Origin of the sequence: Parabacteroides gordonii MS-1 = DSM 23371, from assembly GCF_000969825.1 — a bacterium.
In the GTDB taxonomy this organism is placed as follows: Bacteria; Bacteroidota; Bacteroidia; order Bacteroidales; family Tannerellaceae; genus Parabacteroides; species Parabacteroides gordonii.
In genome coordinates this window covers 1588973-1610478 of record NZ_KQ033920.1, presented here as the reverse complement: position 1 = coordinate 1610478, position 21506 = coordinate 1588973, and the positions used below count along the sequence as shown (strand labels likewise).

Sequence of the window (21506 nt, the reverse complement as noted above, 5' to 3'; positions counted from 1 at the left end):
TTATCTTGTTTATTACGCTTTATCCTTCATCTTGCTCCAGGTATCCTTCAGGGATACGGTGCGGTTGAAGATAAGCTTTTCCGGCGTCGAATCTTTGTCTACGTTGAAATAACCGATACGCTGGAATTGCAGGTAATCATACGGTTTGGCATCTGCCAGATATTTCTCTACGTAACAATTAGTCAGTATATTTAATGAGTCCGGATTGATGATCTCTTTCATCGCATCCAGAACGGAACAGTCTTTTGCTTCGCGGATAGCGGCCAATTCGTCGCGTGGATTCTCTACTTTCCAGAGACGATCGTATAAGCGGACTTCTGCGGGCAGACTGTGGGCACAGCTCAACCAGTGCAGGGTTCCTTTTACCTTCCGGTTGCTATCGGGCATACCGCTCTTGGTATTTGGATCGTATTCGCAATATACTTCCACCACTTCGCCGGCGTCGTTCTTTTTGCAGCCTGTACATTTCACGATATAGGCATTCTTCAGGCGGACTTCCTGTCCCGGAGTCATGCGGAAGAACTTCTTCGGTGCATCTTCCATGAAGTCTTCTCTTTCCATCCACAGCTCGCGGCTGAATTCGATCAGGTGGGTTCCTGCCGTTTCATCTTCCGGGTTGTTGATCGCTTCCATCTCTTCCACTTTTCCTTCCGGATAGTTGGTGATGATTAGTCTGACCGGATCGAGGACGGCCGATACACGTGTGGCACGGGCATTCAGGTCTTCACGTACGGCACTTTCCAACAAAGCGAATTCGTTGAGGGCATCATAGGTCGTATAACCGATCTTGTCTACAAATTTGCGGATAGACTCGGGGGAATAACCACGGCGGCGGAAAGCACAGATTGTCGGCATACGGGGATCGTCCCAACCGTCTACCAGCTTCTCTTTTACCAGCGTGAGCAGGTTGCGTTTGCTCATCAGCGTATAGCTCAGGTTCAATTTATTGAACTCAGTCTGGCGGGGGCGGTTATCGTCCAGGTCTTTGCCTTCTTTCAGCCAGTCGATGAAGAGGTCGTACAACGGGCGGTGCACCACAAATTCCAAGGTACAAAGCGAGTGTGTAACGCCTTCGAAGTAGTCGCTCTGACCATGTGCGAAGTCGTACATCGGATACACTTTCCATTTATCGCCTGTGCGGTGATGGTGTGCTGAGGTAACCACGCGGTAGATGATCGGGTCGCGGAAGTGCATGTTGGAATTCGCCATATCGATTTTAGCACGCAATACCATCGCACCTTCTTCCACTTCGCCGTCGCTCATCTTCTTGAATAACGCGAGGTTCTCTTCGATAGGACGGTCGCGGTACGGACTGTTGATACCCGGTTGGGTAGGGGTTCCTTTCTGCTGGGCGATAACTTCCGAACTTTGTTCGTCGATATAGGCTTTTCCTTCCTTGATCAGACGGATGGCAAAGTCCCATAACTGCTGGAAATAGTCGGATGCATAATAGATGTTGTTCCAATGAAATCCGAGCCATTCTATATCTTCTTTTATTGCATCGACATACTCTACATCTTCTTTTACCGGATTGGTGTCGTCGAAACGAAGGTTACAAACTCCGTTGTAACGTTCTGCCATGCCGAAGTCCAGGCAAATGGCTTTGGCGTGTCCGATATGCAGGTAACCGTTGGGTTCGGGTGGGAAACGGGTTTGTACGCGTCCGCCGTTTTTACCTTCTGCCAGATCTTTCTCAACATTTGCTTCAATAAAATTCAGGCTCTTTTTGCCTTCTTCTTCGTTCGTTCTGATATCGCTCATATCTGTTCTGAATATGTTATTTCTTTTTAACGGAGCAAAGGTAGCGATTTCTTTATTTGCTACATAGCGATACAAGTTTTTTCCTGTATTTGAGGCTTAATTTTATCGAACAGAGCATAATACTTCCATAGCCATTATCTCATTTATAAGGCTGCGTGCGATGGTTATGCCGGCAAACCGGATTAATTTTTTAAAACAAGCTGATCAACAGGGCGATGTTCAATACGGTGACCATTGTTCCCAACAACAGCAACAGGATGGTGGTCGAACGGGAATTGACGTATTGCCCCATCACTTTCCTGCTTGAAGTAAGATATACCTGCGTAAAGACCGTGATCGGCAACTGTACGCTTAACAACATTTGAGAGAGGATCAATCCTTTGAAAGGATCGCCGATCAGAAAGATGATAAGCAGTGCCGGGACGAATGACAGGATAACCCCTAACTTGGAGTGTAAGTCCTTATGGTTATATGCCTCCCCGTAGAATCCGGCAAAGATGGAAGCACCGGCAATCCCCGATGTGATGGTTGATGAAATACCTGCCAGCAATAACGCGGCCGCAAATATGACCCCCGCATTATTCCCTACCAGAGGTACCAGTAACTGTTGTGCCTGATCCAGTTCTTCGACTGCGATTTTCTCTTTAAAGAAGGTGGCGGCAGCCAGGATGATCATGGCCGAGTTGATTGCCCAACCGATAACCATCGATAGGAGCGTATCATAAAATTCGTATTTCAATTGCTTCTTGATCACCGTCTCGTCTTCCAGATTCCATTCGCGGCTCTGGATCACTTCCGAGTGCAGGAACAGGTTGTGCGGCATCACTACGGCGCCGAGCACGCTCATAATGATCAGCATCGAGTTTGGCGGGAACGACGGTTTTACCCATCCCTGTATCGCTTGCCCCCAATGGACGTCTACCAGCGCCAGTTCATAAAGGAACGAGAGCCCGATGATGGAGACGAACATAATGATCCAACGTTCTATCTTGCTATAGGTGTTGCTGAGCAGCATGATCAGACAGGCAATCGTAATGATGACTGCCCCTATCTTGATCGGCATACCGAACAGCATACGAAGGGCAATGGCTCCACCCAGGATTTCCGCCAGAGAGGTGGATATACTGGCCAGCATGGCCGAACCGAGGATCGGGCGGCTGAGCATACGCGGCATGTATTTGTTGGTCGCTTCCGACAAGCAGAGCCCGGTAACGATACCGAGGTGGGCTACGTTGTGTTGGATAATGATCAGCATGATGGAAGAAAAAGTAACCACCCACAGCAGGGCATATCCGAATTCCGACCCGGCAGCCAGGTTGGTCGCCCAGTTTCCGGGATCGATGAAGCCGACGGTAACCAATAGTCCGGGGCCAATGTATTTAAGTAAGTCTAATCCCCCTGAGCGGGGTTTGTGATTGATTTTGAGTTTGTCTAGAAGTTTCATATTCTGTCTTATCTTTTTGTTTACTTTTCAATCGATACTCTATTCCGGTCGCAATCGAGTGTCGCTCTCGGTCGGAATAAGGTGCTCATTCCGGTCGGGATCGACTGTTCATCCGAAACCGCATCCGTTTCCTCTTACGGGAATGTCAGGATAAACGACGTTTTGTTGATAGCCGGATTGCTCTTCAGGGCAATACTACCCCCCGAAAGCCTCATGATCTGCCGTGAGATGGAAAGTCCGATACCACTTCCGCCTTCCTTGGTGGTGAAGAACGGGACAAAGATATGTTCCGCCTCTTCCGGTGGGATAACGGGGCCGTTGTTGCTGACCTCTATGACTACCGATTCATCCGGGTTGCAATAAGCTTTCAGTTCGATACGTCCGTCCGGTTGTTCGCTGCCTATGGCCTGCATTCCGTTCTTCAGCAGGTTCAGTACGACCTGGGTGATCAGGTTCTCGTCGGCATAAACGATCAGGTCGGCCGGTTCTATACTTATATTAATCGTTATATTGGGGTAATTGTTGTGATGGCGGGCCAGATTTATCATCCTTTCCGCGAATTTCTGTACATAGAACAGCGAAGGTTCGGGCGTCGGGATGTGCGTGAATTTGCGGTAAGACTCGACAAACGATATCAACGTCTTCCCCGTAGTACTGATCACTTCCAGTCCGTTACGTATTTCGCTGTCGGCATCTTCATGCAGGGAAAGCAGCGTGTCGCTCAGGGAAGTGATAGGGGTGACGGAGTTCATGATTTCGTGTGTCAGTACGCGGGTAAGGCGTATCCACGAGTCGATTTCCTTGTCATCCAGCTCGCTGTTGATATCGTTGATAGCCAGGATACGCACGTGTTTGTCCTGCAGGGTCATTTCGGATACGCGGATCGACAGGTTCACGGTACCGCGTTCGTTGACAAACGAGATCTGGTGCTTGTCTCCCGGACGGATATCGGTGATTGTCTGTTGCAGTTTCTCGTCTATGCGGGCCAACTGCTTGACGTGGGTGAATACGGAAAGACCAAGTAAACGCAAAGCTTCGTTGTTGGTTTGAAAGATATTTCCTATATCATCCAAGACTATAATACCGGTATTCACGGAGTTCATTATCAACTCGTAGTACTTTTCTTTTTGTACGGCATCCGCTTTCGCCTGGAAAAGAATCTGGGTGATACGGTTCAATGACTCGCTCACCAGCTTGTCGTTCGACGAGCGCCCGCGGGTGGCATATTGGAAGGCATAGTCGCTGTTGTCTATCGCATCGAACATGAATGCTACCTTCTGGGCATTCCGCTTGAATAAATTACGCATCATCTGTACGGAATAGAGCCAGGCGATAGAAAGGAGGATGAACCATTCCCATTTATGGTTCATGGCCAAATAAGTCCCGGCTACTGTCAGTATTCCAAACAAGCCCAGACGGAAGGTGAGACTATGATAAATGCCTTTTAACATTATATCTCGTAACGTTTTATTTTATTGTACAGTGTCTGACGTGAAATACCCAGCTGGCTTGCAACAAGCGACAGATTACCGTTGTATTTATCCATGGCATTCTTGATCATGTTGTATTCCATTTCTTCCAGTGTAGTAACCTCTTTCATCGGAGCATCTTTCTTACGGGGAAAATCGAAGTCGGTACTTTCCAGCGTATCCCCATCTGTGATGATCACAGCCTTTTCGATGGTATGTTCCAACTCGCGGATATTGCCGAACCAGGGTTGTTGTTTCAGTTTCTCTTTGGCGTCGGCACTCAGCCGCATGGTCGACTTGCCGTAGATGTTGGTGTATTTGGCCAGGAATATCTCCGTTAGCGGGACAATATCTTCCGGTCGTTCGCGCAGAGACGGTATCTCCACATGGATGGTGTTGATACGGTACAAAAGGTCTTCGCGGAACTGGTCTTTCTGTACCATTTCCTGCAAATCGCGGTTGGTAGCACAGATCAGGCGGATATTGATAGGGATAGGCGTGTTGCTGCCTACGCGGACGATGCTGCGGCGTTGCAGGGCCGTCAATAATTTGGCTTGCAGATGATAGGAGAGGTTACCGATCTCATCCAGGAACAGCGAACCGTTATTTGCCGCTTCGAATTTACCGGGACGGTCGGCACGTGCATCCGTAAAGGCTCCTTTCATGTGGCCGAACAGCTCGCTTTCGAACAAGGTCTCGGTGATGGCTCCCATGTCGACCGGAACCATAGCCTCTTTTTTGCGATTCGAGAGTATATGGATCTCCCTAGCCAACATCTCTTTACCCGTACCGTTCTCACCGGTGATGAGGATATTGGCATCCGTCTTGGCTACCTTCTCGATCAGGTTGCGGAGTTGTTGCATGGCATTGCTTTCTCCCCAGAACATACCGCTTTCTTTGGATATGACCTGCTTGTCGTTTTCGTGCGGGATACCTTTGCGGTTCGCCATCCGGATATCGTAAGCGGTCTTCAGTGTTTCCAGCAACTTGGCGTTATTCCAGGGTTTCACCACGAAATCGGTTGCTCCTTCCTTGATGCCCCTTACTGCCAGGTCGATATCGGCGTAAGCGGTGAACAGAACTACCTGGACGGACGGCTCTTCCTTTTTTATTTCGGAAAGCCAGAACAATCCTTCATTTCCGGTGTTGATCCCGGCACTGAAGTTCATATCCAGCAAAACCACATCTACATCTTCATTATGTAATGTCGTCTTTATCTTGTTGGGTGTGGAGATCGTTATCACTTTTTCAAAACAGGTTCCCAACAGCATCTGTACTGCGGTCAGAATCCCTTTGTTGTCGTCTACAACCAGTATGGTGCCTTGTTTAGCCATTGTAATAATAATGTATTTATGTGTGCAAAGATACAGGTTCGGTTTTACACTTCCTAACCTGTGTCTAATATTTAGACAGATAAAATAGGGAGGAAACGGTTTATCACCGTTTGTCTAATAATTATACACCACTGTCTAATTTTTTTACACTTCGGAAAATCCGGCGAATTGTCAATCTGTTGATAAGTAATGTTTTATGTAGTTTGGCACGCTCTTTGCCTTTTCTATGGCAGAAAATAACACAAAAATGAAACAGATAATATTGACATCAGTTCTTTCGTTCAGCCTGGCAACAGTTGCTATGGCCCAGGAAAAGCTCTGGACAATGGATGAATGTATGCATTACGCCGTTGAGAATAGCCCTAAAGTGAAGAAACAAGCTTATACGAGCGACTCTTATAAAGCGGATCTTAATTCGGCGGTGGCATCCTTTTTCCCCTCTATGAGTGCAAGTGTGGGAGCGCAGTATAGTTACGGGCGTTCTATCAACCCGAAGGATAATACTTATAAGAATACGTCGACTTTTAATAACTCTTATGGTCTGAATGTTTCTATTCCTATTTTTAACGGGGGACAGTTAATCAATCAGTGGCGTATGGCAAAGGCTAATCGTCAATTGGGAATGAACGATATCCAGAAAGAAAAGGACGATTTGGCCATCAATACGATGGAGGCATTTATGAATGTTGTCTACTATCGGGGGACAGTAAAGCTGGCCGCCGAACAGTTGGAAGAAAACAGTCGTATCCTGTATAGAACCAAACGGCAGGAAGAATTGGGATTGAAGGGTAAAGCAGACGTAGCCCAGATCGAAGCCCAGGTAGCCGCCAATGACTATAACCTGACTCATCAGCAGAATTTATATGATGCCGCTGTGCTTACTTTGAAGCAGAATATGAATTTTCCTTCCGATATGGAGCTGGATGTCGATACTTTGTTGCTCGACCAGTCGTATGCCTCCATGATGGAATCTATCGATGAGATTTATGACTATGCTTCTGAAAATAACCCGACAGCCATGCAAGCTAAACTGCAATTGAAAGCATCCAAGATGCAGTATTTGGTATATAAAGGTCGTCTGCTGCCGAGTATTTCTTTTACAGCCGGTGTTTCGACTAACTATTTTGAGGATTTAAAAGCCGATAAAACAGCCAGTGATTATGAACCTGTTACTCCTTTCGGTAGCCAATTTAAGAATAACCGTGGCGAATACATAGCTTTCAACCTGAGCTTCCCGCTCTTCGACGGACTGAGTCGTCTGACCAACCTGCGCAAAGCACGCAATAATATGCGTATCGCCCAGGAACAGGAGACGGAAGTGCTTCGCCAGTTGCAGACAGCTATCGAACAGGCTGTTCTCGATCGTGAGGGCTATGCAAAGGAAACGATCCAGATGCAAAAGAAAGCAGAAGCCGATGAAATTGCTTACCAGGTTACTTTCCGTAAGTTTGAAGAAGGCCTGATGAGCCCGATCGACCTGCAAACCAGTGCCAATACATTATTATTGTCGAAAGCCGACCTGCTGCAACGGAAACTGATGTATCTGATGAAGTGTAAGCTCGTCGATTACTATAAAGGCAAACCTTTAATCGAAGGTGTAAACTAAGAACAAAGCACATAATTATACTGATAATAAAGAAATAAAAACATACAATCATGGATATTCAATTAGAAAAGAAAAGAGGCATTCAGAAGAAACATTTACCTTATGTAGCAGGTGGCGTTTTATTCCTTGTATTGGTAGGCTGGATCATCTTCGGCGATCATGCATCGACTCTGAAAGTAGATGCGCGCGGCATCAGCATCGGCAATGCGGTACGTGAACAGTTCAATGATTTCGTTCGTGTGGACGGACAGGTACAGCCAATCACCGTCGTGCAGTTAAGCCCGGAAGAAGGCGGTATCGTACAGGAGAAAGTAGTGGAAGAAGGAGCCCAGGTGAAGAAAGGCGATGTAATTGTACGTCTCTCCAACTCCAGCCTCGACCTTCAGATCCTGGATGCGGAAGCACAGTTGGCAGAAAAACAGAACTTCCTGCGTAATACCCAGGTAGCAATGGAACAGGATAAGTTAAGCAACCAACTGGAAAAAGCCCAGCTGGACGTGGATATGAACCGTGCCCGCCGTGCTTATCACCAACAGCAGAAATTGTATGAAGAAAGCCTGATTGCCAAGGAAGATTACCTGAAAGCGAAAGAAGACTATGAACTGGCGACAAAGAAATATGACCTCGTTGTGCAGCGTTTATATCAGGACTCGATTTCCCGTACCATCCAGATGGAAGAGATGGAAACCAGTTTGGCTAACATGCGCCGTAACATCCAGTTGGTTCATGAACGGAAGGAACACCTGAATGTCCGCTCACAGATTAACGGAGAACTGGGTCTACTCGATGTCGTGCTGGGACAGAACGTGACTGCCGGTATGAAGATCGGACAGATCAACGACCTTTCCGATTATAAGGTGGAAGCCATGATCGACGAACATTATATCGACCGTGTCAAACCGGGATTGAGTGCAGCCTTCGACCGTCAGGGAACCAGTTTCGCACTGGCCGTACGCAAGGTGTATCCGGAAGTACGCGACGGTAAGTTCCGCACGGACTTTGTGTTTACCGGCGAACGTCCTGACAATATCCGCAGCGGACAAACTTATTATATCAACCTCGAACTGGGTCAGCCGACCGAAAGCATCATTATCCCGCGCGGAACCTTCTTCCAGAGCACAGGTGGTAGCTGGATCTTCGTACTCGATAAGGACGGTAAGAAAGCTTATCGCCGCAAGATCAAGATCGGTCGCCAGAACCCGCAGTATTATGAAGTGATCGAAGGTCTGGAAGCAGGCGAGAAGGTAATCGTATCGAGCTACGAAAGTTATAAAGATAACGAGGTGTTGGTATTGGAATAGCAACGGTAGGGGCGGGGTTTGCCCGCCCTTTGTGACAATATATGATAAACCGGGGAGGGCGGGCAGACCCCGCCCCTACAAGGCCGGTCATCTTGGTTTTCTGTCAGCAATAACAAAACAAATCTGTTACAATGAAGAATTTATACATATCTTTCCGCACCCTGTTCAAGAAAGGCAGACATAATGATATTAAGATACTGTCGTTGGGCGTAGGCCTGGCAATGGGGTTGGTACTTATTGCCAAAGTATGTTTCGAGTTGTCGTACGATAATTTCTATCCCGAGTCTGACCGCGTTTTTGCTATCCAGGAGAACTTTAGCATCGGAGATAAGAGTCATGACGGTTTCCCCTGCGTCAGTGGCGGCGTAGCTCCCGGTATGAAAGCCGAGATCCCCGGTGTGGAGGCCGCTACCCGTTGTGATAGAATGGGCGAACTGGTCATGAAAACATCCGGCGATAAGAAATATAAGGCCACCTTCATTATGGCTGACTCCTGTTTCTACGACGTTCTGCCCCGCGAAATGCTGGCCGGCGATGCCCGGGAGACACTTTCGCGCCCCCTTTATGCCCTTGTTTCGGAAGAAATGGCCGGTAAAATCAATCCCGACGGAGCAGACGTGATCGGCAAAACCTTCGAGGTGGAGACATTCCCCGGTGTCCAGATCACGGTCGGCGGTGTGTTTAAGGATGTTCCGAAGAATACCCATCTTTATTACGATATACTGGTCTCCCTTTCCTCCTTCAAGGCGATTGCCGGATGGACGAAGGAAGACCAATGGCTGGGCGGCGACAGCTACAACGCCTACGTCCTCCTGCAACCCGGCCTGTCGGCAGACGATATGCTGCAACCTATGGCCGAAATGCTCGACCGTCACGTCGATTCGAAGAAACTGAAGGAGCAGGGCATGAGTTATAGCATCTTCCTGCGTCCGCTCGGCGAGCTTTATGCCAGCTCTCCGGCCACCAAACGTATGGCCGTGATGCTGACTGCCATCGCTTTCGCCATCCTTTTTGCCGCCCTGATGAACTATGTGCTGCTGGTCATCTCCTCGATGGTGACCCGCTCGAAGGATGTGGCGATCCATAAATGCTACGGCGCGACAGGCTGGAACATCACCGACATGATCTTCTCGGAGACATTTCTCAACCTGTTGATATCCGTTGTCTTCTCCACACTCCTCGTATTCGGTTTCCGCCGTATCGTGGAAGAACTGCTGGGCACCTCGCTGTCGTCGCTTTTCACGCCCGATACGCTGATGATCCTGCTGGGCGTCTGTGTGCTGGTGTTTCTGGTGGCCGGCCTGCTACCTTCCCAACTGTTCGCCAAGATTCCCGTTGCGTTGGTATTCCGTTCGTACACCAACTCCCGGCGGTCGTGGAAGAAAGCCTTGCTGTTTATCCAGTTCGTGGCGGTAGGTTTCCTCGTATGCCTGCTCATCGTCATTGGCGGGCAATATAGTTTCATGGTGAATGATAATCCCGGATACTCTTATGACCGGTTGGCTTATTGTAACCTGGAAGGCGTTTCCCAATCTTCCCGCAAAGCGCTGATGGATGAAATCCGCAAGCAGGGGGAAGTGGAGGATGTTACGACCTGCTACGAATTGCCGGCCTTTTCCGGTTCGGGCGATATCGTCTACCGTCCCGGTACGGAGGACGCCGTAGCCCATTTCCAGGATCTTTACGGCACCAATGCCAACTTCGTCTCTCTGCTGGAGATGAAGGTGATAGAGGGACAAGCCTTCGACGAATCCTATTCCGACTCCATGCAACTCGTCATGCTGAGCCGCCAGATGGCTACCGAACTGGCCAACGTATTCGAATGGAAAGACGGTGTGGTAGGCAAGAAGCTCGATATCGGCGGGCATGGCACGAACGATCCCTTCACCGTTGTCGGCGTCTACGACGACGTACGCATCGGACAGATCGGCCAGGAAGGCATGGTCAACTCCGCTATCTTTTTCAGTAAACGGGCCGAGCAGACCCTTGTTGTCAAATTCCGTGAAAGGAATGCGGAGAATCTGGCCCATATAAATAATGTAATAAAAGAATTCCTGCCCGACCGCGACATCAACCTCGTCGATTACCGTTTCAGCCTCGCGAAGCTCTACGATACCTCGCGTATTTTCCGTGACTCGGTGATGGCCGGAGGCATTATAACCCTGATCATCGCCCTGATCGGTCTGATCGGTTACATCAACGACGAGACGAACCGCCGCGGGAAAGAAATTGCCGTACGCAAAATCAACGGGGCAACCGAACGTGATATCCTCCGTCTGATCTCCTCCGACATTGTATGGATGGCACTGCCAGCTATTCTGATCGGTGCGGGTGCTTCGTGGTTTGCCGGCGAAAAGTGGTTGCAGCAGTTTTCGGAGAAGATCCCGATGAATGCCGGCCTGTTCCTGACCGGCTCCGTGGTCGTGCTGGCGGTTATCCTCCTGACGGTGGTCTACCGTACCTGGATGGTGGCGAATGCCAATCCGGTGTTGAGCCTGAAGTCGGAATAGAGAAAGCATATATATCCGGAATAAAATAAAAAGACAATAGTAGATATGAAGAATTTTAACATGGCACTCCGTTCCCTATTCAAGAAGGGCAGGAGTAACGGGATCAAGATCCTTGCGCTGGCTGTCGGGCTGGCGATGGGGTTGGTATTGGTAGCGAAAGTATGCTTCGAACGTTCGTACGATAACTTCTATCCGGATAACGAACGGATTTACCTGGTTAAATCAGACCTGAACAGAGACGGCAAAAAAGACTCCTGGGGACAGGTGAGCGGCGCCATCGCCCCCGGTATGAAAGCCGAGGTGCCCGGAGTAGAGTTTGCCACCCGTTACACCCGTATCGGCGAGAACAACGAACTGATCATGACTCCTGAAGAGCAATACCTCACCGCCACGATCCTGTTGGCCGACACCAGCTTTTTCGACATCTTCCCCCGTCCTATACTGGTGGGCAATCCGAAAGAAGCCCTGGCACGTCCCGGCTACGTGATGATCTCCCGTTCGTTGGCCGAGAAGATGGGCGGCGTGGGGGATGCGGTAGGCAAGACCTTCGTGCGCGACACCAACCACGGCTCTCCCTTCACCATCGGCGGCGTGTTTGAGGATATCCCCGAAAATAGCCACTTGCGTTATGATGCCGTGGCTTCGCTGGCCGCCATGCCCGAATGGAGCACGACCAACTGGCTGGGAAACGACCGCTATATCGCTTACGTGAAGCTGCTCCCCGGCACCGATCCCAACGGACTGGCCCCCGCCATCCGACAGATGCAGGAGCGTAATCAGGATATGGAAGGCCTGAAGAAAGCCGGGGTAGACTTGTCGTACTCCATCTCTCCGTTGCAGGACATCCACAATAATAATAAGGAGGTGAAGGACATGAACTACATGCTCATCTTCATGGCGATCATCCTGATCTCCATCGCCGTCCTCAATTATATACTGGTCGTGATCTCCACGCTGATCGGCCGCGCCAAGGAGGTGGCCGTACATAAATGCTACGGTGCGTCGGGAAAGAATATCTTCGGGATGATCCTTTCCGAGTCGTTCCTGCACCTGCTGCTGTCGTTGTTGCTGGCGGCCTTCCTGATTATCGTTTTCAAAGGGAAGATAGAAGATTTGTTGTCCGCCTCGCTGTCGGCGCTCTTCACGTTGCCTACGATGTCGATCCTGCTGGCCATCTGCGTGGTGGTATTTGCGGTGACGGGCTTCGTGCCGACCTGGCTTTTCATGCGCATTCCGGTGGCATCGGCTTTCCGCAGTGTGAAAGAGTCGAAACGCTACTGGAAGCTCTGCCTGCTGTTCGTGCAATTCGTTGCCACGGCCTATCTGGTGGCGCTGCTGATCACCATCAGCCGGCAGTATGATACGATGATTTCGAGTCATCCCGGTTACGCTTACGAGAATCTGGTTTATTGCAATACACGCGGTGTCGATCCCCAGGTGCGCGACCGTGCGATGGCCGAATTGCGCCGCCTGCCGCAGGTGCAGATGGTATCGTGCAGTACCGAACTGCCTTTCAGTTATCCGTCCGGCAATAACATAAATATTCCGGGAGACGATCGCGATCTCTTCAATATAGCCGACATGTATTTCGTGGGCGACAATTATTTCGACCTGATGGAGATACCCGTCGTTGAAGGCCATGCCTTCCGTCCCGACGAGGCCAACGGCGATAAAATCATGGTTAGCCGTAAATTCGTCGACCTGATGGAAAAGACAGCAGGCTGGACGGGCAGTATCATCGGCAAAGGCGTAATGGTGTCCGAACATAGCAACGGGACGAAAGTGTTTACCGTCTGCGGCGTGTTCGACGATTTCCGTATCGGCTCGTTGAAGGGCCCGGATACGCGTGCGTCGATTTTCTTCTACGCCACACCTGATTGTTATAATCCTCCCGTGAATATCCTGATCAAGATGAACACGATGTCGTCGGACAACCTGGCTGAAGTGAACCGGGTGCTTACCGAAACGATAACCGGCAAGGTGGTAGAGGCCTCCGTATATAAAATGGATGTTGTCCGCCAGTATCAGGACGACCGCGATTTCCGCGACGCGATCATGATCAGCGGTATCGTTACCCTGATCATTGCCCTGATCGGCCTATTGGGATACACGGCCGACGAGACGAACCGCCGCGGCCGCGAAATAGCCATCCGCAAGGTGAACGGGGCTACAGCCGTGAATATCCTCCGTATGCTTTCGCGTGATATTTCCTACATCGCCCTTCCGGCTCTTGCGATCGGGGTGGCTATCGCTTACATCAACGCTTCGGGCTGGCTGGAGAAATTCGCCGAACGCATCCATCTGAATCTCTTTATGTTTATCGGGGCGACCTTGTTCGTCTACGTCATTATCATCGCTTGCGTGTTGGTACGCGCCTGGAATGTGGCGAATGAAAATCCGGTGGAGAGTATAAAGGCGGATTAGGGAAAACGTTGGAAATGCAATATGTAAAACTTCCGGTAACTTGAATCGCTTTCAGGATGCCGGAAGTTTTACTTTTTCCGTTTCCAATCGCTTTTACACCGTCAGAAGTTTTACAGATTCCGTTTCCGATCGCTTTTACACCCCAGGAAGTTTTACGGATTCCATTTTCAATCGCTTTTATCTCCCAGGAAGTTTTACTTTCGGCATAATAAATCTCTTCCAACTGCTAAAAAAAGATGAAAAAAGTATCTCCGATTGATTCTTAATCCTTACATTGCATCCGTATTATACAAGCAATTATTTTAAAAATAAAATTATGGGGACATTAACTAAGATTCAGGAGTATTTCCTTGGCAATCTGAATAATTCGGAATATGCCAACCATCTGAATCGTTTCAGGGCTCTTTTCCGGAAAGAGGAGAGTGGGGAAGATGACCGCCCGGTAATTGAAAGCGCAGACTCGTTGGTAAGCTCCAGTGCGCTGGGGTTCAGCAATGAGATGGTGACGGCTTTCGATACCGACCTCGGCCTGTTGGATGACCTGGTAAATCAATCGCGTACCAGCGATGAAACTGCTCTGTTGGCCGAAGAAGACAAACGTCGCGACGACCTGATCGTATATTTTACTACCACTATCTCTCAAACCCGTAAAAGCCCGGTCGCTGCCCAGAAAAATGCGGCCATAAGCCTTTACAATCAGGTGAAACCCTATGTGGGTATCTACAAACTGGCCGACCAACAGGAAACACAGCAGATAAACGGCCTGCTGCTCGATATGGAAAAAGAACCGAATAAGACGAACGTTGCCACCCTCGGCCTCACCACCGTGCTGGACGAACTGAAGGCTTCGAACCAACGTTTCATCGAACTGACCGCCAAGCGTACCGAAGGCCGTGCCGTTGCAACAGTGGAGAATAGCAAGGCTGTCCGTCTGCGTCTCGATCCTCTTTATGACGATATGGCTTTATTGGCAACTGCTACAAATGTGATCAATCCTACGGCCGAAACCGCCGCCTTCATCACTTCCGTCAACGCCCTGATCGACGAAACCAAAGCCCGCTACAACCAGCGTGTCGGTATCGCCAAGGCAAACAAAAAGAAGAAACCGGAAGATGACCGCCCGGTGATCGAATCGAATTAACAAAAAAAGATCCCTGTCCTTTTCGGGCAGGGATCTTTTTTTATTATCTAATCATCTTTCCTCTATTTTACAGTACGTATAGGCAATTCCAGTACTCCGTCGATGGCGGCTCCGGCTTTTGTCTGGTTTTTCTTCGGTCCGGGGATCAACGGGCTATAGGCCAATACATGGCGGATGCGGTCGTGCTGGTCTTGTGTGAACTGGTCGGAATAGCTGAAGGCGTAGTCCATGATGTTACGCGACGTGAACTTCTGGCCGGTCGTGCAGTTCTCCCTTAAAGCGAGGGTAGGCAAGTCACGTACTCCCAAAGACAGTTGAATATCTATCCACTGGTCGTAATACACTTTATTGTATGTCGGCGTATCCTTGCAATAATCGGAATCGGTACATCCGTCATAGGTGCCGTTTTCATCTTCCGAAAAGACGTGGTGCACTCCTAAATAATGACCTAGCTCGTGAGCCACGGTCACGGTTACATCGGTCGTATTGTAGGTGGTAGAAGTCGATTGCTGGTCGATATAAAGGCTGTTGATGGAACAGCAATAGGGGAAATTGAGGTTCTTTAGTTCCAGGTAAGAATACTTGGTTTCATTGAGCCCTTCCAGAGAATTGTTGCCTGTGGTAGTGAATGGCAAATGAGAAATACCCAAAGTGATGGAATTTGTTTCCGGGTCGGATGTAAAGTTATAAATCATCACATTGATATACTGGTTAGGATCCCAAAGGTATTTTACGTTTTTTCCGGTATTGTCGGACATAAATGCGTTACAGTCGATAGGGTAGCTGTCCGGCCATTCGATATATTCCACTCCCGGAGAAGTTAATGTTTCCCCGTTAGGATTCGTAGCCGCGAGCGTAAAAGTCAGGTTCATACCGATACTGTTGCTCCTGTCTTTGTACAGGTCGTTGACTGCGTTTAGTATTTCTGCCAAACGGTTTTGACTGACATATTGCAACGGATCGCCGGAGTTTTTGTACAACACGTGGAAGATGACGGGGAGTTCATAATGATATTCGCCAGCGCTTGTACTGCCGGCCTGCTGGTTGACAGTGATCGTCTTTTTTATTCCGGAGGAAGCTATGACGATTGAAGCGTCTCTTACGGTCGTATTTAAATTGGCATCTACGACTATCTTGATCGGTTGGTTGCTTGCCCCCTGGGCAGGTACGAGTTTGCACCAGGTCGAAGAGGTTTCCGCCGTCCAGGTATTGCTGCTGCTGATCTCCACTGCCAGCGTCGTGCCTTCGCTGCTGATATTCTCAAAAGATGACTCCGATAATTCCAATTTTAAGTTATCTTCGGTGTTGGAATCCTTACAACCGGCAAATAACAGCATCCAGATGGATACTAACAGCAAATATTTGATATTCATAGATGAAATGTTTTTATATTTAAAACAATGTTGCAAACTTAGGTAAAAATATATGATTAATAAACGGGTTTAATAAAAGAATAGCATATTTATTCAAGATAAAATGTTACGTTTCCCTCACCCGGTTGTCTTTATAGTAGAATGGAACAAGAACAGTTTAAAATAGAAATAGTACCCCTGCGGCAAAAGCTGATCCGTTGCGCCGGCCGTTTGCTGGACGATCCGGAAGAGGTGGAGGATGTCGTGCAGGAGGTCTTTCTGAAACTCTGGTATATCCGCGGGGAACTCGACCGGTATGACAGCGTGGAGGCTGTGGCTCTGCAAACGACGAAGCATTTGTCGCTGAACCGGCTCAAATCGTTCCAGCTGCGGCAGAGGGAACAGCTCACCGAGTCTGTCGTCCCCGGTAACTGGTCGACCCCTTACACCGACCTGGAGCAGAAAGACAATGTCGACCAGGTGATGCGCATCATCGACCGCTTGCCCGGCCTTCAGCAGATTATCCTCCGCATGAAGCATGTCGACGGATACGAAGTGGAGGAGATCGCTTCCCTGACCGGCAGCACTCCCGAAGCCGTCCGTATGAATCTCTCACGTGCCAGAAGACGGGTGAAAGAATTATTTTTTAAAATGTAACAGCTATGCAGACAAACAAACAGAAACATATAGAAGATTTGTTGGAACGTTTCTTCGACGGACAGACCTCCAACGCGGAAGAGCAGGAATTGTATGCATTCTTCAATAGCCCCGGCGTCCCGGAAGCACTCCAATCATACCAGTCCGTATTCGCCTATTTTGAGACAGGGATCAAAGAGGAATTCAGCGGACAGACTGACGAAGCCGGACGCACCTCCCTGAAATCCTCCGGAAAGTTTTGGTTATGGATTGGAACCGGTGTCGCCGTCTCCCTCTTGTTCTTTCTGGTTTATTCCCTGGGCTTCGACCGTCCGGCCTCCTTCAATCCTTACGAAGGAAGTTACATCGTACGCAACGGCGTACGTATTACCGACATGAAGGAGATCCTGCCGGAACTGGAATACAGCCTCCGCGAAGTAAAACTTCAGCAGGAAGAGGCCGAACAAATAGCCCGGCAGGTTAACCGGAAAGAAAAACTACTTCGTGACAGGGAAATAAATGCCACCAACCCTTACCTGAAAATACTGAAGGAAAATCCGAACAAGTATTTCCGGCAGGAGATGAAATGGATCTTATATAACGAGTAAAAGGAATGAACAGTATCAATCATCAAAAGATAAACATTATGAAAGCGAAGAAAACTATTTTATTGTGTGTAATCCTCCTGGCAGGATGTATGACCGAAGGATTGAAGGCGCAGGAATCCCTGAACGCTCTTATGAAGAAGTGCGAGAACATGGATACGATCGATATGAACGTGATCTATAACAAGAACCGGGAGACGAAAAAGACGGAGAAGATCATCAAGACGGTTACTTTCTCAAACAACCAGAAACTGCTGGATGAATTTGTGGCAGCCTTTGATAAGGACAAGAATGCCGCCTACAAGATCATCGACGACAAGAAGAGCGGGAAGCTGTTGCCTTCATTCTACCGGTTCGGAAGCGGGAATACGGATATTTCCTATTCCTTGTCTGTCTCCAAGTCCGGCAAGGTGACGGTCAGCAAGATCGAGCGTTTCGATTATAATCCTAAAAAAGCCGGGAATTTCGAATTTGATACAGACTTCATAGACACCGGAGTGTTCGATATACAGAACACCAAATGATTAAAATGTAACTATATTGGAGAGTATCCGGCCTGGGAAGGTCGGATGCTTTTGTTTTGGCCTGTCTACTGTCTAATAAATTTACACCACTGTCTAATATTTTGACACATCGGCAAAATAGTAATTATTCTAGTTGTTTGTAAACTAATTAATTACCAACTTTGGCACACTATTTGCCCTTATATAGACAGAAGTATTAAAACAAATAGAATTGTATAATTTAATAACAAATAGCCATGATTAAAATTGAAGGATTAAGTAAACATTTCCGTACAGAAGAGGTAGAAACAATAGCATTGAACAATGTATCATTGGAAGTGAAGGATGGAGAATTTGTTGCCATCATGGGACCTTCCGGTTGCGGTAAATCAACATTATTAAATATTTTGGGCTTGTTGGATAACCCGACTTCGGGTGATTATTACCTGGCTGATAAGGAAGTGGGCCACCTGAAAGAGAAAGAACGTACACAGGTACGTAAAGGTAATATCGGTTTCGTATTCCAGAGCTTCAACTTGATCGACGAACTGAATGTTTACGAGAATGTGGAACTGCCTTTGACTTACCTGAAAGTAAAAGCTTCCGAACGCAAACAAATGGTGAACGATATCCTGAAACGTATGAACATCAGCCACCGTGCCGCTCACTTCCCACAACAGCTCTCCGGAGGTCAGCAGCAGCGTGTAGCCATTGCCCGTGCCGTCGTTTCCAACCCGAAGATCATCCTTGCCGATGAGCCGACCGGTAACCTGGACTCCAAGAACGGTGCCGAAGTTATGCAGTTGCTTACCGAACTAAACAAAGAGGGAACAACCATTATCATGGTAACCCACTCCAAACATGATGCCAGCTTTGCCCACCGTATCATCAACCTGTTCGACGGTAGCATCGTTTCATCGGTAAGCGAATTTATCTGATCAAAAGATTTTTCCAGACACATAAACATATAGCTAGATTTAAAAAGTCAAGAACAAACATGAACATATCCTACCTGTGAAGGCGGGATATGTTATCTTTCTCGCCACAAGTAAAGAATAATAAACTCGATTAAAAGATGAATAACCTGTTAAACATAAAATCATTTCTGAAATTCTTAAGCAGAAATAAAGCATACACAGCCATCGACGTATTCGGACTGTCGGTATCGTTGATGTTCGTTATCCTGATCGCCGTTTACACCTCTCAGGAATTGTCTGTCGATAAATTCCATACCGACGGCGATCGTATTTATGCACTGACCAGGGATGATGGATTCTCCACCGGACTACCTATTGCTTATTACCTGAAAGAACGTTACCCGGAGATCGAAAAGGTTTGCCCGGTGATCACCAGTAATATCGATCAGCAAATTATCACCTGGAATGAGAGAAAGCTGAGTGCAAAACCATTGCTTGTGGATTCCTGTTTCTTCCGTTTCTTTTCTTTCAAACTATTGAATGGAGATCCTGACAAGGTGCTCGAAAACAAAGGAAATGTTGTATTGTCGCGCACCTTTGCCAATAAACTGTTTGGCACAAACGACCCGGTGGGAGAAAGTATTGTAATCGGCGACTCGATCTCTTACCAGATCAGCGGTATCATGGAAGATATCAAAAACTCGACCTTGCCTTATGCCGATATCGTGTTCCGGGTGGAGCGGGCAACCGAATACAACTGGTCGATCCGTATGGACAACCCGATGAATGCCGGTTCGACCACCGCCTTCCTGATGGTGAACCGGGGAGCTGACCTGAACCAGAAGACGGATGATATACTCGCTTTCCTTAAAGAGAGATTCTGGATCTATAAACAGGGAATGCAGCATGAAGTCGGCCTTGTACCGCTTGAAGAAATATATTTCTCGGGTATAAACATGTCCGGTATGCTCAAGAGTGGCAATAAACGCTTCGTGATCGTATTGCTGTCGGTCGGCATCCTTATCCTGATCTTTGCCATTTTTAATTATATCAACCTGACGGTAGCCCAGGCCGGACAGCGTGCGAAAGAGATGGCTACCCGACGCTTGCTCGGCTCGTCGCGCAAGGAGTTATTTTTCCGGCTGATGGAAGAATCAACTCTGCTGACAATACTTTCTTTTGTTGTCGGGTGGTTGCTTGCGAATGCAGTAGTGCCTTTTGTCAATAATCTCCTGCAACCGAATATGCCGATCGACTTGGGGACAACCTTCACGCCGGTTTGGTTTGTGTCTGCAATCGTACTGATTCTGTTGACCGGTATTATAGCCGGATTTCTACCGGCCATACTAATTTCTTCGGTAAAGCCGATCGATATTGTGCGTGGTACGTTCCGTCGGCAGACGAAGATGGTGTTCAGCAAAGTATTCATTACTTTCCAGAATGGGATCACAATTGCCATGATAGCAGCTTCCATTGTTATGATCCTGCAATCGCGTCATCTGATTAATGCTCCGCTTGGATATAATACGAAGCATATCCTGGAGATCAACAATAACTTTGGAAACAGATCCAACAGCGATGCGGCTATTGATGAGTTTGCCCGTCAGTCGTTCGTTAAACGTATCGGACTGACTAACGGGATGCCGTTGAGCGGATGTAACGGTATTTCGTCCAGTTACGAGGGTAAGTTTCAGCTCTTCCGTGAAATGCAAATGGATAGCATTGCATTCAACATGTTAGGGCTTGAAGTCGTGCGTGATAACAAATTGGCGGATGAGGGAAGGTATTTGACTGAGCAGGCTATGCGTGAAATGGAATTGCCTTTGGATGCTCCAAGTTTCAAAATGGGGGACAATACTATACCGATAGCCGGTATCCTGCGTGATTTCCACATAGGAAATATCACCGATGAAACTTCTCCGACGATGGTCAGCGTTGTCGATCGGTCTAAGCTCGGCCCCTGGTCGATCCTGGTAGAAGTGGAAGGGGATCCTTATACGGCTTACAATAAATTAGAAGAGATCTTTAAGAAGATATCCGGCGGATTCGATTTCAGTGCATCTTATCTGGACGAGCAGGTTCAGAAATCGTTTGAAACGGAAGTGCGTACCACCAAGATCGTTTCCATCTTTGCCTGTATTGCCATTCTGATCTCTATGTTGGGATTGCTGGCTATGTCTACTTATTTTATCCAGCAACGTTCGCAGGAGGTGGCTATCCGCAAGGTATTCGGTTCAGACAACCAGAGCATTTTATACCGTCTGGTCAGCTCGTTCCTGGTCTATGTCGGCATTGCTTTTGTCGTTGCAACGCCTATTATCTGGTATTTTATGAATCAATGGTTGTCCGATTATTCATACCGGATATCCCTGAACCCGCTGATCTTTGTTACAGCCGGAGTTTTCTGTCTGCTCATATCGTTCGTGACAGTCTTTTTCCAGAGCCATCAAGCGGCTAATAGCAATCCGGTGAATAGTATTGCCAACAAGTAATCTAGTTGAAG

The 21506-nt window shown here is 48.1% G+C and carries 15 protein-coding genes; 10 read left to right on the top strand and 5 right to left on the bottom strand.

From position 1 onward, the window contains the following. Positions 1 to 12: 12 nt before the first annotated feature. The 4 genes from HMPREF1536_RS23585 to HMPREF1536_RS23570 form a co-directional block, all read right to left on the bottom strand. Positions 13 to 1761, bottom strand: coding sequence for a glutamine--tRNA ligase/YqeY domain fusion protein (locus HMPREF1536_RS23585; RefSeq protein ID WP_028727295.1), 1749 nt, complete (start codon positions 1759 to 1761; stop codon positions 13 to 15). 190 nt (positions 1762 to 1951) lie between these two features. Beyond that, positions 1952 to 3205 carry an Nramp family divalent metal transporter gene (locus tag HMPREF1536_RS23580; RefSeq protein ID WP_028727296.1) on the bottom strand — a complete coding sequence of 418 codons (1254 nt, stop codon included), beginning with the start codon at positions 3203 to 3205 and terminating at the stop codon, positions 1952 to 1954. 134 nt (positions 3206 to 3339) lie between these two features. Beyond that, the gene (locus HMPREF1536_RS23575; protein ID WP_044191909.1) at positions 3340 to 4656 is read right to left on the bottom strand and encodes a sensor histidine kinase; all 1317 of its coding nucleotides are present in this window, start codon (positions 4654 to 4656) and stop codon (positions 3340 to 3342) included. Continuing rightward, complete coding sequence (locus HMPREF1536_RS23570) at positions 4656 to 6008, bottom strand: sigma-54-dependent transcriptional regulator (RefSeq protein WP_028727298.1); 1353 nt, start codon at positions 6006 to 6008, stop codon at positions 4656 to 4658. The genes HMPREF1536_RS23575 and HMPREF1536_RS23570 overlap by 1 nt, the downstream gene beginning before the upstream one ends. A gap of 247 nt (positions 6009 to 6255) precedes the next feature. Between HMPREF1536_RS23570 and HMPREF1536_RS23565 the strand changes: the two genes are divergently transcribed. The 5 genes from HMPREF1536_RS23565 (at position 6256) to HMPREF1536_RS23545 (ending at position 14990) form a co-directional block, all read left to right on the top strand. After that, the gene (locus HMPREF1536_RS23565; protein ID WP_028727299.1) at positions 6256 to 7614 is read left to right on the top strand and encodes a TolC family protein; all 1359 of its coding nucleotides are present in this window, start codon (positions 6256 to 6258) and stop codon (positions 7612 to 7614) included. Between the two features lie 50 nt (positions 7615 to 7664). Then, positions 7665 to 8915, top strand: a complete 1251-nt coding sequence (locus tag HMPREF1536_RS23560) for an efflux RND transporter periplasmic adaptor subunit (RefSeq protein WP_028727300.1) — start codon at positions 7665 to 7667, stop codon at positions 8913 to 8915. A gap of 131 nt (positions 8916 to 9046) precedes the next feature. After that, positions 9047 to 11425: an FtsX-like permease family protein gene (locus tag HMPREF1536_RS23555; protein ID WP_028727301.1), complete on the top strand. Its 2379-nt coding sequence runs from the start codon at positions 9047 to 9049 to the stop codon at positions 11423 to 11425. Positions 11426 to 11470: 45 nt separating this feature from the next. Then, positions 11471 to 13849, top strand: coding sequence for an ABC transporter permease (locus tag HMPREF1536_RS23550; protein WP_028727302.1), 2379 nt, complete (start codon positions 11471 to 11473; stop codon positions 13847 to 13849). Positions 13850 to 14165: 316 nt separating this feature from the next. Next, on the top strand, positions 14166 to 14990 hold the full coding sequence (locus HMPREF1536_RS23545) for a DUF6261 family protein (protein ID WP_028727303.1): 825 nt from the start codon (positions 14166 to 14168) through the stop codon (positions 14988 to 14990). A gap of 62 nt (positions 14991 to 15052) precedes the next feature. On the opposite strand, the gene HMPREF1536_RS23540 is transcribed toward HMPREF1536_RS23545, so the two are convergent. Continuing rightward, positions 15053 to 16363: a zinc-dependent metalloproteinase lipoprotein gene (locus tag HMPREF1536_RS23540; RefSeq protein WP_028727304.1), complete on the bottom strand. Its 1311-nt coding sequence runs from the start codon at positions 16361 to 16363 to the stop codon at positions 15053 to 15055. A 141-nt stretch (positions 16364 to 16504) separates the two neighbouring features. On the opposite strand from HMPREF1536_RS23540, the gene HMPREF1536_RS23535 reads away from it, so the two are divergent. The 5 genes from HMPREF1536_RS23535 (at position 16505) to HMPREF1536_RS23515 (ending at position 21495) form a co-directional block, all read left to right on the top strand. Beyond that, on the top strand, positions 16505 to 16999 hold the full coding sequence (locus tag HMPREF1536_RS23535) for an RNA polymerase sigma factor (RefSeq protein WP_028727305.1): 495 nt from the start codon (positions 16505 to 16507) through the stop codon (positions 16997 to 16999). A gap of 5 nt (positions 17000 to 17004) precedes the next feature. Continuing rightward, positions 17005 to 17586 carry a hypothetical protein gene (locus tag HMPREF1536_RS23530; protein ID WP_028727306.1) on the top strand — a complete coding sequence of 194 codons (582 nt, stop codon included), beginning with the start codon at positions 17005 to 17007 and terminating at the stop codon, positions 17584 to 17586. Between the two features lie 38 nt (positions 17587 to 17624). Beyond that, positions 17625 to 18107 (top strand): DUF5024 domain-containing protein, encoded by a 483-nt coding sequence (locus HMPREF1536_RS23525; RefSeq protein WP_028727307.1) that lies wholly within the window; start codon positions 17625 to 17627, stop codon positions 18105 to 18107. Between the two features lie 236 nt (positions 18108 to 18343). Continuing rightward, a complete protein-coding gene (locus tag HMPREF1536_RS23520) occupies positions 18344 to 19024 on the top strand; it encodes an ABC transporter ATP-binding protein (protein ID WP_028727308.1) in 681 nt (226 codons plus the stop codon). Between the two features lie 137 nt (positions 19025 to 19161). Beyond that, entirely contained in the window at positions 19162 to 21495 is a 2334-nt protein-coding gene (locus tag HMPREF1536_RS23515; protein WP_028727309.1) for an ABC transporter permease, read from the top strand. Positions 21496 to 21506: the final 11 nt, after the last annotated feature.